The sequence below is a fragment of the Marinobacter sp. genome (genome assembly GCF_041690455.1).
Taxonomy (GTDB): Bacteria; Pseudomonadota; Gammaproteobacteria; order Pseudomonadales; family Oleiphilaceae; genus Marinobacter.
The window spans coordinates 1207-16143 of the sequence record NZ_JAWLHI010000015.1 but is presented as its reverse complement, the minus strand read 5'-3'; the positions used below and the strand labels follow the sequence as shown (position 1 = coordinate 16143).

General features: G+C 54.7%; 15 protein-coding genes. 11 read left to right on the top strand and 4 right to left on the bottom strand.

Annotated elements, in window-relative coordinates; translation table 11 throughout:
* Positions 1 to 7 precede the first annotated feature (7 nt).
* Positions 8 to 1462, bottom strand: a complete 1455-nt coding sequence (gene hemG / locus ACESMW_RS05380) for a protoporphyrinogen oxidase (protein WP_372986032.1) — start codon at positions 1460 to 1462, stop codon at positions 8 to 10.
* Positions 1463 to 1765: 303 nt separating this feature from the next.
* Between hemG and ACESMW_RS05375 the strand changes: the two genes are divergently transcribed.
* From ACESMW_RS05375 to ACESMW_RS05365, 3 genes are all read left to right on the top strand, one after another.
* Entirely contained in the window at positions 1766 to 2641 is an 876-nt protein-coding gene (locus ACESMW_RS05375) for a hypothetical protein (RefSeq protein ID WP_372986031.1), read from the top strand.
* Entirely contained in the window at positions 2638 to 3390 is a 753-nt protein-coding gene (locus tag ACESMW_RS05370; protein ID WP_372986030.1) for an ABC transporter permease, read from the top strand. The genes ACESMW_RS05375 and ACESMW_RS05370 overlap by 4 nt, the downstream gene beginning before the upstream one ends.
* A gap of 139 nt (positions 3391 to 3529) precedes the next feature.
* Positions 3530 to 4168 carry an ABC transporter ATP-binding protein gene (locus ACESMW_RS05365; RefSeq protein ID WP_372986029.1) on the top strand — a complete coding sequence of 213 codons (639 nt, stop codon included), beginning with the start codon at positions 3530 to 3532 and terminating at the stop codon, positions 4166 to 4168.
* A 57-nt stretch (positions 4169 to 4225) separates the two neighbouring features.
* Here the strand turns inward: ACESMW_RS05365 and ACESMW_RS05360 are convergent, their stop codons facing one another.
* Together ACESMW_RS05360 and ACESMW_RS05355 are read right to left on the bottom strand one after the other, a co-directional pair.
* Positions 4226 to 4792 (bottom strand): tyrosine-type recombinase/integrase, encoded by a 567-nt coding sequence (locus tag ACESMW_RS05360; RefSeq protein ID WP_372986028.1) that lies wholly within the window; start codon positions 4790 to 4792, stop codon positions 4226 to 4228.
* 308 nt (positions 4793 to 5100) lie between these two features.
* Entirely contained in the window at positions 5101 to 6012 is a 912-nt protein-coding gene (locus ACESMW_RS05355) for a LysR family transcriptional regulator (RefSeq protein WP_372986027.1), read from the bottom strand.
* Between the two features lie 333 nt (positions 6013 to 6345).
* Between ACESMW_RS05355 and torT the strand changes: the two genes are divergently transcribed.
* From torT to ACESMW_RS05315, 8 genes are read left to right on the top strand one after another with little or no spacing between them, the layout of a single operon-like run.
* Positions 6346 to 7419 (top strand): TMAO reductase system periplasmic protein TorT, encoded by a 1074-nt coding sequence (gene torT, locus ACESMW_RS05350; RefSeq protein WP_372986026.1) that lies wholly within the window; start codon positions 6346 to 6348, stop codon positions 7417 to 7419.
* Between the two features lie 3 nt (positions 7420 to 7422).
* Positions 7423 to 8970 carry a sugar ABC transporter ATP-binding protein gene (locus ACESMW_RS05345; RefSeq protein ID WP_372986025.1) on the top strand — a complete coding sequence of 516 codons (1548 nt, stop codon included), beginning with the start codon at positions 7423 to 7425 and terminating at the stop codon, positions 8968 to 8970.
* The gene (locus ACESMW_RS05340; protein WP_372986024.1) at positions 8970 to 10004 is read left to right on the top strand and encodes an ABC transporter permease; all 1035 of its coding nucleotides are present in this window, start codon (positions 8970 to 8972) and stop codon (positions 10002 to 10004) included. The genes ACESMW_RS05345 and ACESMW_RS05340 overlap by 1 nt, the downstream gene beginning before the upstream one ends.
* Before the next feature lie 12 nt (positions 10005 to 10016).
* Positions 10017 to 10745, top strand: coding sequence for a LamB/YcsF family protein (locus ACESMW_RS05335; RefSeq protein WP_372986023.1), 729 nt, complete (start codon positions 10017 to 10019; stop codon positions 10743 to 10745).
* Between the two features lie 37 nt (positions 10746 to 10782).
* The gene (locus ACESMW_RS05330; protein ID WP_372986022.1) at positions 10783 to 11022 is read left to right on the top strand and encodes an acetyl-CoA carboxylase; all 240 of its coding nucleotides are present in this window, start codon (positions 10783 to 10785) and stop codon (positions 11020 to 11022) included.
* Positions 11023 to 11029: 7 nt separating this feature from the next.
* On the top strand, positions 11030 to 12427 hold the full coding sequence (locus ACESMW_RS05325; protein WP_372986021.1) for an acetyl-CoA carboxylase biotin carboxylase subunit: 1398 nt from the start codon (positions 11030 to 11032) through the stop codon (positions 12425 to 12427).
* Complete coding sequence (locus ACESMW_RS05320; protein ID WP_372986020.1) at positions 12420 to 13295, top strand: 5-oxoprolinase subunit B family protein; 876 nt, start codon at positions 12420 to 12422, stop codon at positions 13293 to 13295. The genes ACESMW_RS05325 and ACESMW_RS05320 overlap by 8 nt, the downstream gene beginning before the upstream one ends.
* Entirely contained in the window at positions 13285 to 14265 is a 981-nt protein-coding gene (locus ACESMW_RS05315; protein WP_372986019.1) for a biotin-dependent carboxyltransferase family protein, read from the top strand. Before ACESMW_RS05320 ends, ACESMW_RS05315 begins: the two co-directional genes overlap by 11 nt.
* 371 nt (positions 14266 to 14636) lie before the next feature.
* Here the strand turns inward: ACESMW_RS05315 and ACESMW_RS05310 are convergent.
* Positions 14637 to 14937 (bottom strand): tyrosine-type recombinase/integrase (locus ACESMW_RS05310; RefSeq protein ID WP_372986018.1); only part of this gene is annotated, 301 nt, incomplete at its 5' end.

The window sequence follows — 14937 nt, the reverse complement described above, 5'->3', positions numbered from 1 at the left end:
CTCACCCTTAGTTTTTATGCGGAACTGGCAGCGCCAGCCGTTGAGTGCTGGCGAACCTATCGGCGCTCAACAGTTTTCTGGCCATGGCGAAACCGTTATCGATACAATCGCCTACACTGATACCATCCCGCCAGTTTCCCATCAGGTGAAGGCCTGCATATTTTTGCGCAATGTCATCGATCTTGGCTATTCGTGCTAGATGGCCAACCTCGTACTGCGGTATGGCGTGCGACCACCGAGCCACTTTCGTGAATACTGGACCGGCGTCTATATCGAGTATCTCACTTAGTTCTGTATTGACTGTGTTTATCAATTGCTCATCTGACCATTCACCGACAGACGGGGTTTTGCGACCACCTATAAAACAGGTGAAAAGCACCCGCCCGGCTGGAGCGCGTTCCGCAAAAAGTGCAGAGGAAAACAAAGCGCCCAAGGTTTGCTTTTTTTCTGTGCTGGGGATAAGCATGCCAAAGCCATCTAGCGGGTGTTTGATAGCATTATCCGTGTAACCCAACACAACAGCGGCAAGTGGCGGATAAGGAATAGTTTCCAGCGCAGATTGGAGTTGAGCGTCCACGCTTTGCATAAGCCTCCCGCTGACCCATGCTGGAGTGGTGAGGATCAGGTTGCGGGCAACAAAAGCTTTTCCCTTCTGATCGAGTACATGCCACGTTTGATCACGTTGAAGGATTTTTTCCACTTTGCTGCCGGTTACGATGCGAACGTTGGGTAGCTGCTCCAGCTCGTCTCTAATTCCATCGGTCAAGGTGGAAAGCCCCTTTGGGAAGCTCACAAGCTTGCCGCGCCACTTGTCAGGAAAACCATCCTTACGATCTTGAGCCTGCCGTTTTTTGCTGCTGCGAATTTGAGCAATTCCCCCGCACAGTAGTGACCCATACGTCTGTTCGAGGCTGTGGAGGCGAGGGAAAGCTGCCTTGGCTGAAAGCTGTTCCGGCACCCCGGCATAAATGCCTGAGACAAATGGGTCAACGAAATAGTTGAGTATATTCTGACCGAGACGTCTTTGAATGAAGACGGCAAGTGTTTCTTCATGTGATGCAGGTTTTCGGAAAGGCTCTTTGAGAAGGTGGCCCCAACCCTCAGTTCCTATGAGCGGACTTTTTAACGCTGATTTCAAGCTGTCAGGCAAGGCAACTGGCTTACCATCTTTGACGACGTAACGCCTACGACTGGCGGAGGGCGGAAAGATGACTTTTTCCGTGAGGCCCAGTGATTTTATCAGGTGATATAGCCCAGGTTTTGCCATGAGCGTGTTGGGCCCGAGCTCCATGAGCCATCCTCGCTCGTTAACTGACCGGATATTTCCGCCCAATTGTTCGTCGGCCTCAACCAAAGTGACGTTTTTCTTGTGGCGGCCGAGCTCAAGAGCAAGTGAAAGGCCAGTAATACCACCGCCAACGACAAGGAAATAGGACTCTTTGGTGCGAGTGATTCCCTGCATATAAGCCCTGAACGACTAATGGAAAGTTGAAATACTCCATTCCAAGGTTAGCAGTTCCATCAAACTCAGAGAAGCTTGAGATATAACCTAAGAACAGAATGGAATTTGGTTTGCAGGCCGGCCTCAGGTGGACGCCATTTATGCCAGACTTGCATAACCTTATAATGCGACGTACTATCATTTGCATTCACGAAAGAGACACTAGTGAGGATCTCCATGCGGTCGACCACCCGTCTTCATGCTCTTGTGCTCAACCTTACGCTGCTCCTTGTGGCTCCAGCGCTGAAGGCCGCTGACATTCGATTGTCCTTGCCTCCGGATCCTAACGCCCTGCCGATCTTTGTGTTGGAGGCCAGGCAGGCGCAGTTCCTGCCGGCAGATAACCTCATCCTGATCTCCAACCCGGCCGGCGACCCGTCCGGGATGCGCGCACTCATACAGGGCAGGCGAGTGGATTTTACCCTGTTCAACCTTGTTGGTGGCGTGCGTTTCTACCAGGGTGGCCTTCAAGATCTGAGCTTGGTCACGCCTTGGGTGTGGCAAGGAATCTACCTGCTGCAACCAGTCGGCGCTGGTCCGCTCGAAACGCTTGAATCCCAGCGAGTACTGGTTGCTCCGGGCACATCCACTCCACCTCACGTGGTGACCGAGAAGGCCCTGGCCAGCATAAACATCCGGCCGGAATTTATCACTGGAGGCGCGGGCGCCGTCCTGATGCAGCAGCTGCGGAGTTCAGAGCGGGCTCCAAGAGGGGTGGCGGCTCCCGAGCCGTTGGTTAGCTTGATACTGGATCAACAGGAAGCCCAGGAATGGGAGCAGCGCTGGGAAATTCGTCTCGACCCTGCGCAACATCTCGGCGGGACTATTCCCCTAGGGGCGCTCTGGCAGGCCCACCCGGATGTAGAACCCGGGACCCGGGAGCGCCTGGTCGCTGCGCTCACCGAAGTTGTAAGCTGGCTCGAGGATCCTGCCAACCATGCAGAGGCTGCTGCGATAGCCGCGGCCAGCTATCGGGACTTCTTTCGTATGCCCGTTCCGGAAGCCACCTTCAGAAAAATGCTCCGTGCAGAGCGCGTTCAGTGGCACGCAGCCACCGGCGACATGACACGTCAGACAGTCGTTGACTACCTCGATAGAGTCTTCGACATTAGCGCACCCGAAGGTATGTTCCTCCAATGAGTCTGCCTCGCCTGCTGACACCGTTTGCCGGCATGACCCTGCTGGTGATCGGTTGGTGGCTGCTGGCCCGCCAGATACCCGAATCTATCCTGCCGGGTCCTGGCCCAGTGCTTAATCACTTGGTCTCTGCCTTATCCAGGGCAACGCTGTGGCGGGATACCGCCGTCACTCTGACCAACGTTACGGCCAGCTTCGTGATCGCCATGACTGGCGGCACCCTGCTGGGGCTCTGGGCTGCGTCTTCACCCTTGGTCGAACGACTTCTCCACCCTGTGATCGTGATCGTCGAAGCGGCACCCACCATCGCCTGGCTTGTTCTAGCCATTCTCTGGCTGGGCTTGGGAGCAGGACCGCCGATCCTGGTCGGTGTCAGCATGGCACTCCCTTTGATCGTTATTGCAACCAGTCACGGCCTGCGGCAGATCGATGCCGGCCTGATGGATATGGCACATGTTTATGGCCTGTCACGCTGGATTCGCCTGACACGCATCCTGCTTCCTTCCCTGGCATTAACTCTGGCTGGTGCCGCCTCGGGAGCACTGTCGGTTGCCTGGCGCGGCATCATCATGGCCGAGGCTTTCTCCGCCAGCCAAGGTCTGGGGCCTTCTCTGTGGGGCAGCTATCTCTACGGTGAGATCAACGACGTATATGCGGTCATTTTGTGGATCATTGTGCTGGGCCTGGCCCTTGAGTACCTGTTGGTTCATCCTGCCAGGCAACTGATCAGGAGACGGCTCGATCATGAATGAACACCACCATTGCAATTGCTCCGCTAGCCCACTCGAAGTGGCGTCACGACCGTTCGCTGGAAAAGTGGGGGAACCGCTGTTAACGCTGAAAGGCCTCAGCCGTCGATTCTCTACAGACGCCGGCATCCAGGGAGTTGACATGACGGTGCGAGCTGGCGAGATCGTCGGCATATGTGGCGTGAGCGGCTCTGGTAAGTCAACTCTGCTGCGGCTAATCGCCGACCGGGAGACCCCAACGGCGGGGCGTATGGAACGGGGATTCGAGCGTCTGGGCATGGTGTTCCAGGAACCCCACCTGCTTCCATGGCTTACCGCAAAGGACAATGTGGCGCTTGTGAGACGTAATGGCACTGAGGAGAGCCGCAGTGCTGCCGCGGATGCTCTGACATCCGTCGGTCTAGGCCACGCTCTAGACCAGTATCCCGCACAGCTCTCCGGAGGCATGCGCCAGAGGGTGGGTATCGCCCGCGCGCTAGCCGCGGAGCCAGACCTGTTACTGATGGACGAACCATTCTCGAGCCTGGACTACTTCACCTCAATGGATCTGCTGGAGCTCGTGCGTCAGCGAGTCCTGGAGCGCCATATCACAGTAATCTTCGTCAGCCATGACGTAAGAGAACTCGTCCGACTGTGCGATCGTGTGGTGGTGATGGGCGGCTCACCAGGCCACCTGATCGACGAGTTACCCAATCCGTTTCCTCATGGCGAGCGCGAACAGCATCCTGGCGCCTTGGCCCGCTTCGAGGACAAGGTACTCACGGCGATCCGTCAGGGATAGCCATGAGTAGGGGGCTTCGGTGCAATACAAACAGTACTGGTATTTTCCCAAGTCCGTTCAAACCAGCCGTTTCCGTCCTTCAGTCCGCCTGCGGGCCTGTTCGGAATTTACGTAGACCGACTCCGTAAAGGTTGCGTTAGCGTGCCCGAGCTCTTCGCTGATGTGCCGGATATCGCCACCGGCCTCTATCGCCTGGCTGGCGCCGGTATGCCGAAGGTAGTGGGTCTCGGATCGGATCGCCAGCATCTGTTTGGCTTCATCGGTGAAACCTTCTCGCTCCATTCGATCCGCGGTGGCCACCATGGCTTGTTCATAGATTCGCTGAACCTGTCTTTTACCGATCGCATCTCCCTTTTTGGAGGGAAGGATCGGTGTGGATTCGCCGGGAACGGGCAGGGGGGAGGTGAGTCCCAGATGTAAACGCCATCGTTTCAGGTAATCAAGGTAGGCATCAGGCAGAGTGACCTGACGGGTCTTGTCGCCCTTGCCGAAAACGGAATAGACCCAGTAGGGCTCGCCATCCACGATGGTTCGCCTGAAGTCTCCGAAGGTTCGCGTCCGCATCTGGCCGCGATCCAGGGGCCGGGGCGCGAGGTCGCTAACCCGGAGGAGCAGGCTTTTCATCGTTACGTTCACGAAAAGATGGCGCTCGTAGCTGGTTTTTTCGCTGGCCCGTTGGACGAGCACAAAAGGAACTAAATTTCTGGAACGCGAAATCGATGACTCGGGCTCACAATTCTATGGAAAGTGCTGAAGAAACTTAAAGTTGATTCTAGATTAATGAAGGCGATTGAGTTTCCACACACAGCACTAAATTCGCCAGCCAGATTAATGAAAAGGAGGCAATGATTTCGTAGGCAAACGCCTGCATGATTTTCAGTCGGTAGTCCTCGGTCTAGAGCATGAAAATTTGTAAAGGGTCGATGGTGTGTTCATCGCGCGTCAGGCTCTTCACCAACATGCATGAATTCGCGGAAAGCGGAAACGGCGGTGTTTTGCTCGACATTAGTGGCCCAGGCGAGACCGACATCCATTGTCGGTATCCGATCGGCCAGTGAGGTGACCTCGACGCGACGACCATCGAGCGACCATGGCCGATAGACCATGTCAGACAGAATCGTGACCCCCATGCCGCTGGCAACCATTGAACGCACGGCTTCAACTGAACTTGTCCTGAAAATTGTATGTGGTCGGTAGCTCGTGCGGTTCCAGTAGCGCTGCGTCGTGTTACTGGCTTCGTCGACTGTTAGCATGATGTAGGGCTGGGCAGCAACATCGGCCAGGGAGATCGATGGCAATTCGAGAAGGGGGTGGTTCGCCGACAGCCACAGTCTGCGGCGTGATTGCAGCAGGGTTTCATAGGATATTCCCTCCTGATCGACGATATTAGATGTCAACATCACTGCTAGATCAAACATCCCTGAAGCAAGCCCGTCTTCGATTGCAGCTCGCGAAGATTCGGTTAACTGCAGGTCCACACCGGGGAACACGCGAAGGAACCGCTCAATATAAGTTGGAATATAATAGCCAGCAACCGTGTAGGTCATTGCCAAACGAAGAGTGCCCTTTACGTCATCCCTCAAGCGGCGCGGGGACCTGACTGCTTCTTCCATCGCAGCCAATATTCGCCGGGCGTGATCAAGAAAGATATTACCCTCGTAGGTCAGTGCCACACCACCAGCATGCCTGGCAAGCAGCGGGGTTCCGACAATTTCCTCGAGCTGTTTTACAGCCGTCGTCACTGCAGATTGGGAAACGTTAAGCTCTAAGGCTGCCCGTGAAATCTGACCCAAATTCGCGACGGCAATGAAGTAACGAATCTGTCGAATTGTAGGTATATTCATAATTTTTATAATAACTATTTAATTAATTGAGTGAAAAATATTGCCGGATTGCACTGGACTCCCGACGTCCTCCGTCATTGCATTCGCCGAACCTGCCTAATTTTTCCTTCATCTTCTGCTATTAGATAAATAACCCAATCACATTTGAACCGCCTTGCCATGTCAACATGAGCTGCGGGAGGGTAGTAATCAGTGTATCAAATTATAAGATAATGGGTCTTTGAAAATCGTATTATACAAATTTCCTATTACATCTTATGGTTTTTACATCGCCTTTCCAAAGGGGATTGGCGTTGCGGCATCACCGCTCCGTTCATATCAGGAGAAACAATAATGAAAAAAATCCTCAGCGCATCGACTGCGACCGTGGCAATGGCATTTGCTCTATCCAGCAGCGCAATGGCCGAAGAATGGTACCCCTATCCTGTCGAAGTCTGGACCCCGCCGTTCAACATGGAGAGCCCACGCAGCAAGGCCGATTACGAACCACTCGATGAAGCCTCGCAGAAATGGAATCTCTGCGTTTCTTTTCCACACATGAAGGATGCCTACTGGCTGGGCGTCAACTACGGAATCACCGAAGAAGCCAAACGGCTTGGGGTGAAAGCCACAGTTACCGACGCGGGTGGCTACACCAACCTCAATACTCAGATCTCGCAGATTGAGGATTGCGTTTCAGCAGGCGGTGATGCCGTTATTATCGGCGCTATCGCTTATGACGGGCTTAACAGTCTGGTCGCTGAGATCAGTGAGGATGGTATCCCGGTCATCGACGTTATCAATGGAATGTCGTCCGACAAACTCTCGGCCAAGTCGCTGGTATCCTTTGGTGAAATGGGTGCCAAAGCTGGCGAGTTCCTGGCCGACCTGCATCCTGCCGGTGGTGAATCAGCAAAAGTTGCCTGGTTCCCGGGACCCGCCGGTGCCGGTTGGGTCGAAGCGGGTAATGCTGGCTTTCTGGGCGCGGTAGAGGGTTCGGCTATCGAGATGGTAGAAACCAAATACGGCGACACTGGTAAGGAAGCCCAAGCCAAGCTCGTCGAGGATACCCTCCAGACTTATCCGGATCTTGATTACATTGTCGGCACTGCGGTCACTGCAGAAGCGGCCATCCCAATCCTGCGTTCACGCGGTCTGACGGACAAGGTTAAGGTCGTTTCCTATTATTATGCTCCGGGTGTTGATCGAGGTATCGCACGTGGCCAGATCCTTGCTGCACCAACCGATTCTACGGTCATCCAGGGTCGCATCGCTGTCGACCAGGCAGTGCGGATCCTGGAAGGCAAGGATTATCTGAAGCACGTCGGTCCTGAGCTCTATGTAGTAACAAAGGAAAACTACGACGAGTTTGACCCGGCTTCGACCCTGGCACCAGCGGGCTTCCGTCCGGTCTTCTCGGTAGAGTAAGCCATGTTGGATTCAATCAACAAACAGAAGAGTTGTGGGGAGGCGGGGGTAACCCCGCTCCTCCAGACCAAGGGCATTACCAAGGATTATCCCGGTGTCCGGGCGCTTGATGGTGTGGATTTCGAACTGCGTGCCGGCGAAGTCCATGTACTGTTCGGTGAGAACGGTGCAGGAAAGTCGACCCTGATTTCCATTTTGGCTGGTGCCAACCAGCCGAGCACGGGTCGAATCACCTACAAAGGCAAGCCGGTGACACTTGATTCAGTTCACGACGCTCGCTCTCTCGGAATATCTGCGGTTTTCCAGGAATTTTCACTGATCCCTCAAATGACGGTGGAAGAGAACCTGTTTCTCGGTGCCGAGCCCAGGCGCGCCGGGCTACTCGATCAAGCCCGCATCAGCCGCGAGGCACAAGAGACGCTTGAGGAGCTTGGCTTCGCGCTAAAACCCGATCAACTTGTTGATCGCCTCACCCGCGCAGAGCAGCAGATGGTCGAGATAGCCAAGGCGTTCCGGTCCGAGCTCCAAGTATTAATCCTAGATGAACCTACGGCCTCACTCACCACGCACGAGACTGACCAGTTGTTCGAGTTGATCGCTGGCTTGAAGAAACGCGGGGTCGGAGTCATCTACATTACTCACCGAATGGCCGAAATTCGCCGGATTGGCGACCGTATCACTGTTCTTCGCGACGGCCGCTACATCGATACTGTCAATGCGGCGGAAGCGACGGAGGATGATCTGGTTCAGCTCATGACTGGTCGTGTGGTCGGCGCCATTTTTCCGGAGCTGAACCTGAATGCGCCAGGCGATGTGGTGCTTGATGCCAGAAATGTCACGACGAACGACGGTTTAGTGGTCGACGCATCGGTGACTGTGCGGGCTGGCGAGATTGTTGGCATGGCCGGCCTGGTTGGGTCGGGCAAATCGGAATTGATGCAGGCATGTTTCGGTGCCATGGCAATCCGCACTGGGACCGTAATGCTGAATGGCCAAGGTATCACCGGCCACACTCCAAAACGCAATATACGCGACGGCTTCCTCTATCTACCTGCCGATCGGCACAACGAGGGCCTGATGATGACGCGCTCGGTGCGGGAGAATGTTGCGCTCGCTTCACTCGACATAGAGCCATTCTCGAAAGGTATTTTTATCAATCGCGGTGGCGAAAAAAAGGCGGTCGAAGCCCTCACCACACGGCTCAATCTGTCGCCGCCGCAGATAGAACGTACGGTCGAACACTTTTCCGGTGGCAATCAACAAAAAGTGATGCTCGCCCGTGCCCTGACTCGCAAATATGACTTGATCGTTTTCGACGAACCAACAGTCGGCGTAGATGTTGGCACCCGCGCTTCCATTTATGAGTTTATTGTTGAACTCGCACGCGGCGGCGTGGCCATCGTCCTTATCTCGTCCGATTTGCCCGAAATACTACATCTTACTACCCGCGCCTATGTTTTTTTCCATGGACGGACTCAGGCCGAATTACAGGCCGACCAACTCACAGAGGAGAAGGTGCTTGCCCATTTCTTCGAAAAGGAGGCCTGTTAATGGCTGAGCAATCTGTTACTGCGTCGAACGCTCCGGCTATCGGCGGCCTTGGGAACTTGACCAAGCGTCTGTTCGTCAAGCTTGGCATTCTGCCGTTTCTCCTGTTCATCGCGATGATTGTGTTCACGCTGTTGTCGGAGAATTTTCTCACGCTGCAGAACATGATGAACGTGCTTCGTCAATCGGTCTACCTAATGATTGTTGCCCTCGGGCAGATGCTGGCATTGCTTACCGGGGGCTTTGACCTGTCGGTTGGCACGGCGCTGGCACTGAGTTCGGTGGTTGGGGCTATGGTTATGGCGGCCATCTTCGCTATCGCCCCCGACATGGTCTGGTTGGCCATTGCACTCGGATGTTTGTCCGGCATTCTGGCAGGTGTCACGATTGGCATCGTCAACGGTGCGGGTGTCGCCTTCTTCAACGTGTCGCCTTTCATGGTGTCGCTCGGCATGGCATCAGTCGGTTTCGGCATTGCACTCTACCTGACCGGTGGCGTGCCTGTTTACGGCATGCCAATGGCCTTCAGTGATACCTTCGGCTACGGTTACCTTCTCGGTATACCAGCCCCGGTATTCGTCGCTGCATTACTGGCCTTCGGCCTATACGTATTCCTTTACCGAACGCCCCAGGGCCGGTATTTCTATGCGGTCGGCGGCAACCTTAAGGCTGCATCGCTGTCCGGCATCAACACCAAAGCCACGCTGTTTTTCACCTATGTTCTGAGCGCTTTTTTCGCCGCTGTCGCCGGTATGCTTTTGACGGCACGAATTGATACAGGGGAGGCGAACATTGGCGCTTCGATGCCATTGGAATCAATCGCCGCCTGCGTCATCGCCGGGGTAAGTTTGAGAGGTGGTGTAGGGCGCCTTGAGAGCGTCGTACTCGGCGCACTTTTCATCGGTCTCATTCAGAACGGCATGAACCTGGCGCAAATCGAATCCTATTTACAAACCGTAGTGCTTGGCATTCTGCTGATACTTGCGGTCATCGCAGACCAGATCAGGCTTCGCTACGTTGCCTCCCTCAAGAATTAAGGAGATCAAACAATGCATGTGGATGTTAATTGTGACATGGGCGAAAGCTTCGGCCTTTACAAGATGGGTGACGACGAAGGGATGATGCCGTACATCACCCAGGCTAACATAGCGTGTGGTTTCCATGGCTCCGATCCTAACCATATGCGCAGCACGGTAGAGCTGGCGCGCAAGAATAACGTCAAGATCGGCGCCCATTTCTCGCTCCCCGATCTGCCCGGATTCGGACGGCGCGAAATGAAGATTGGCCGTGAGGAAATGGCCAATATCATCCTCTATCAGATCGGTGCGCTGAAGGGCTTCCTTGACGCCAGCGGTGTCGAATTGTCCCACCTCAAACCACACGGCGCACTCTATGGCATGGCAGCACGGATGGAGCACATCGCGAATGCCGTTGCCGATGCCGCCGAAGTCTATGGGGTGCCAGTGCTTGGTCTGGCCGGTACGCAGCACGAATTGGTGTACAAGGAACGTGGCATTCCCTTCTTGGCGGAGTTCTATGCCGATCTGGAATATGATGACAACGGAAGCCTGATCATCACACGGTCGCACGGAGAGGTAGACCCCGAATACGCGGCATCCCGAGTTCTCGAAGCCATGCGCAATGGCAAAGTGGACAGCGTCAGCGGAAAGTCATTGTCCGTGCGCGCCGAAACCGTCTGTGTCCATTCCGATACGCCCAATGCCGTGGACATCGCCAAGGCAGTCAACGAGGCAATCGAGCAGCTTAAAACCGCTTGAGACAACGCCAGAACAACTACAATCAGGAGGCATTACAATGGCTAAGCATGAAGTAAAATCACCCATCCCAGGAACGTTCTACCGTAAACCGGCACCGGACCAGGCGGCCTACGTCGAAGTCGGCGATACCGTAACCAAAGGCGATACCATCGGTCTTGTCGAGGTCATGAAAACCTTCCATGAAGTGAAAGCGGATGCAGATGGAACGATTGCCGACTTTCCGGTCAGTGACGGTGAACCCGTTATGGCGGGACAGACTATTGCCGAACTGACCTGAGGTGATCATGAACAACCGAGGCATTCAAAAATTGCTGATCGCCAATCGGGGTGAAATAGCAGTCCGAATCATCCGCGCCGCCCGGGATCTCGGCATTGCTACCGTGGTTGTGCACAGTGACGCAGACACCGATAGTCGAGCCGTGCAGATGGCGGATGAAGCGGTCAACATCGGGCCACCTCAAGCGGCAAAATCCTATCTTTCTATCGATGCGATCCTGAGTGCGGCGAAGGAGTCTGGTGCCGACGCTATCCATCCGGGTTATGGCTTTCTTGCCGAAAATGCAGACTTTGCAGACGCTGTAGCCGACGCAGGCCTTTTTTTCGTAGGACCGGACGGCGATACGATTCGCCTGATGGGCGATAAGGCGGCTGCGCGGAGCGAGGCGAATAAGGCGAATGTACCAACGGTGCCAGGCAGTGACGGCGTCATTGAGGACATGGACGCGGCGTCAAAAATAGCAGAGAGCATTGGCTTCCCCGTAATGATCAAGGCGTCCGCCGGAGGTGGCGGTCGCGGGATCCGTGTTGCCCATGATGCCGATGAATTCCGGAAGCTTGCTCCCCAGGCTTCCTCGGAGGCAGCAGCAACATTCGGTGATGGAGGCATCTATATAGAGAAAGTCATCGAGCGTGCCCGGCACATCGAAGTCCAGGTATTAGGTGATGGCGAAAACGTCGTACATTTCTTTGAGCGTGAGTGCTCTTTGCAGCGCCGCCGCCAGAAGGTGTGGGAAGAAGCTCCATCTATCGCTCTGGATAATCGGGTTCGCGAAGAACTGCACCGCTCGGCTGTCGCGCTGGCAAAGGCTGTCCACTATAAGGGCGCCGGCACCATCGAGTATCTCTATGACGACGAGACAGGGAACTTCTATTTCATTGAGATGAACACCCGCATCCAGGTCGAGCATCCTGTGACCGAAATGATCTGTGGTGTCGACTTGGTCGCCGAGATGATCTTGATCGCTGGCGGCACAAAGATGCGCGTTACACAGGAAACAATACGCAGAACCGGGCACGCTATCGAAGTGCGGTTAAACGCAGAGGATCCGGCTAATAATTTTATGCCGTTTCCCGGTATCGTTGGCAAATTACTCACCCCGGATGGGCCGGGTGTGCGTTTCGACCACATGCTCTATCCGGGCTATGCCGTTCCGCCTTTTTACGATTCGCTGCTGGGCAAGCTGATTGTCTGGGCCGAAGATCGCGACCGTGCTTTGATGCGCCTCAAACGCGCCCTAGGCGAGCTTCATGTCGAGGGACTGCCCACCACCTCGCCACTGTTCCAGGCTTTGGTCGAGAGTGAAGAGCTGCAGCAAAGTGCTGTCCATACCCGTTGGTTGGAGCCGTGGCTGGAAAACAACCTTGATCTTATCAAACAAAAAGGGGCTCAAACTCATGAGTAGTCGATACACATTTGGCGGCGATGAGCACATTTTCGTAGAAGTCGACGAAGAAATGTCGCTTGAGGCATTCTTTGTCTCGCTCTCTATGACCAACGCTGTGCGCAACGCCAACATCAAGGGCGTTACCGAAATCTGTCCGGCCAACGCCTCGTTCCAGATCAAGTTTGATCCGGATGTGATTCACCCCAACGACATGATGAAGGAATTGAAGCGGCTGGAAGCCGAGTCGGAGCAGGGTGACAATGTTCTGGAAACTCGCATTATTGAAGTTCCCGTCTTTTACCAAGATCCCTGGACGCACGATACCCTGATGCGGTTCCGCGAACGCCATCAGGATCCTGACGCAACCGATATCGAATACGCAGCCTCGATCAATGGTTATGACAGTGTAGAGAAATTCATTGAGGCGCATTCCGGATCGCCCTGGTTCGTTTCAATGGTCGGCTTTGTGTCCGGCCTACCTTTTCTCTATCAGATGGTCGACCGGTCGCGTCAGATTCAGGTGCCAAAATACCTTCGCCCACGCACCGACACACCACGGCAAACGGTCGGCTATGGCGGCAGCTTCTCATGCATCTATTCCGTGCGCGGCGCCGGAGGCTACCAGATGTTCGGCATTACCCCGATGCCGATTTATGACCCGGAGCAAACTGTTCCCTACCTGAAAGATTTTATGGTTTTCTTCAAGCCGGGGGACATCGTCAAGTTCAAGCCAATCACCCGCGAAGAATATGATGCGGCGATTGCCCAGGTGCAGGCGGGCGAATTCATGCCCCGCATCAAAAACGTTCGGTTCTCGTTAAGTGAATTCAATGCCGATATGGACGGTACCAACGCCAAGCTGATGGAGGCCCTTTATGACCGTTAATGTTATCTCAGCCGGTATTGCCACCACGATCCAGGACTTGGGACGGCCGGGCTACTATCATCTTGGTATTCCCATGGGTGGGGCCATGGACCGTCTGGCGCTCAAAACCGCCAACCTACTTGTTGGCAACGATGAGGGAGCGGCCGGGCTCGAATCCGTATTCGTTGGGCCGGAACTTGAATTCACCCAGGATGTGACCGTCGCCGTATGCGGTGCAGAACTGCCACCGAAAGTGGATGGTGAGCCACGCGATACCTGGACTGCCTTCACCGTGAAAGCCGGCCAGGTGTTGTCCTTCGATTTTCTGAAATCCGGTGCGCGAATCTACATTGCGATTTCCGGCGGTATCACCACCCCCATGTACCTTGGCAGCCGCTCGACCTATGCGATCGGGGCGCTCGGAGGTGTTAATGGCCGCCCTGTCCAGCCCGGCGATTCACTGCCCCTCGGCAAAAGTAGCAGAACGGTTAAAGACGGATTAACGGTACCCAAGGAGCTGAGACGAGGCCCGTCCTACCCGGCCGAGCTACGTGTGGTGCCCGGGCTTTACTGGCACCGACTCACTGAACAGGCCCAGAGCAATTTTTTTGAGGATACCTGGAAAGTTGCTAACGAAGCCGACCGCATGGGTTATCGCTTTCAGGGTGGACGAAAACTTGAGTTCGTGGAACGCGAACAGCCGTTCAGTGCCGGGGCCGACCCGTCCAACATCACGGACGCGTGTTATCCGTACGGCTCAATACAAGTACCGAGCGGATCCGAGCCGATTGTATTGCATCGCGATGCAGTTTCGGGTGGGGGATATTTCATGTTAGGTACCGTTATTTCAGCTGACATGGACCTGATCGGTCAGTTACAGCCTAATACCCCCGTTCGGTTCGTTAAAGTGGATATGGAGGCAGCCCTTGCCGCGCGTAAGGAGCAGGCGACCATCATGGATGAGATTCGCGAAGTATTGAGCCAAAGATGACAGGAACACGTCCTGAAATAGCTTGACGGTTTGTGACGAAGTCGGCGACATACAGTCGCTGACTTCGTTGGTCGTTAGCGAGGTTTCGTGCTATCAAGTCGAGCTTAACGACCACAGAAAGTATTAACCCGAGAGTTCCGTGAGACACCCCTCAAGGATCGCCAGCCCCTCTTCAAGCACCACATCTTCAATTGTGACCGGCATGAAAAAGACGCGTGTGCCACATGAGACGCCTGCCTAGAGTAATTTCTAATATTACGCGACCGTTAGAATCATTTTCCAAGTGAGGTTATTGTCAGGAACCGGATTCTGCCAATTCCGGCAGAGCTAATTCGGGATCAGGATCAATGCCAACATTTTTTCGAGTTCATTCAAACCAGGCGTCTCCGACCCTCGGTTCGGCGCCGTGCCTGCTCTGAGTTCACGTAAACTGATTCGGTGAAAGTCGCATTGGCATGCCCGAGTTCTTCGCTGATGTGACGAATATCCCCTCCAGCCTCAATAGCCTGGCTCGCACCAGTGTGCCTTAGGTAATGGGTTTCCGACCGGATCGCCAGCATCTGTTTGGCCTCGTCGGTGAAACCTTCTCGCTCCATTCGATCCGCGGTGGCCACCATGGCTTGTTCATAGATTCGCTGAACCTGTCTTTTACCGATCGCATCTCCCTTTTTG

What these genes read in the sequence shown, in the direction of transcription:
- hemG (WP_372986032.1), bottom strand. Translation starts at nt 1,462, where the DNA reads ATGCAGGGAATCACTCGCACCAAAGAGTCCTATTTCCTTGTCGTTGGC.
- ACESMW_RS05370 (WP_372986030.1), top strand. Translation starts at nt 2,638, where the DNA reads ATGAGTCTGCCTCGCCTGCTGACACCGTTTGCCGGCATGACCCTGCTG.
- ACESMW_RS05365 (WP_372986029.1), top strand. Translation starts at nt 3,530, where the DNA reads ATGACGGTGCGAGCTGGCGAGATCGTCGGCATATGTGGCGTGAGCGGC.
- ACESMW_RS05360 (WP_372986028.1), bottom strand. Translation starts at nt 4,792, where the DNA reads ATGAAAAGCCTGCTCCTCCGGGTTAGCGACCTCGCGCCCCGGCCCCTG.
- ACESMW_RS05355 (WP_372986027.1), bottom strand. Translation starts at nt 6,012, where the DNA reads ATGAATATACCTACAATTCGACAGATTCGTTACTTCATTGCCGTCGCG.
- torT (WP_372986026.1), top strand. Translation starts at nt 6,346, where the DNA reads ATGAAAAAAATCCTCAGCGCATCGACTGCGACCGTGGCAATGGCATTT.
- ACESMW_RS05345 (WP_372986025.1), top strand. Translation starts at nt 7,423, where the DNA reads ATGTTGGATTCAATCAACAAACAGAAGAGTTGTGGGGAGGCGGGGGTA.
- ACESMW_RS05340 (WP_372986024.1), top strand. Translation starts at nt 8,970, where the DNA reads ATGGCTGAGCAATCTGTTACTGCGTCGAACGCTCCGGCTATCGGCGGC.
- ACESMW_RS05335 (WP_372986023.1), top strand. Translation starts at nt 10,017, where the DNA reads ATGCATGTGGATGTTAATTGTGACATGGGCGAAAGCTTCGGCCTTTAC.
- ACESMW_RS05330 (WP_372986022.1), top strand. Translation starts at nt 10,783, where the DNA reads ATGGCTAAGCATGAAGTAAAATCACCCATCCCAGGAACGTTCTACCGT.
- ACESMW_RS05325 (WP_372986021.1), top strand. Translation starts at nt 11,030, where the DNA reads ATGAACAACCGAGGCATTCAAAAATTGCTGATCGCCAATCGGGGTGAA.
- ACESMW_RS05320 (WP_372986020.1), top strand. Translation starts at nt 12,420, where the DNA reads ATGAGTAGTCGATACACATTTGGCGGCGATGAGCACATTTTCGTAGAA.
- ACESMW_RS05315 (WP_372986019.1), top strand. Translation starts at nt 13,285, where the DNA reads ATGACCGTTAATGTTATCTCAGCCGGTATTGCCACCACGATCCAGGAC.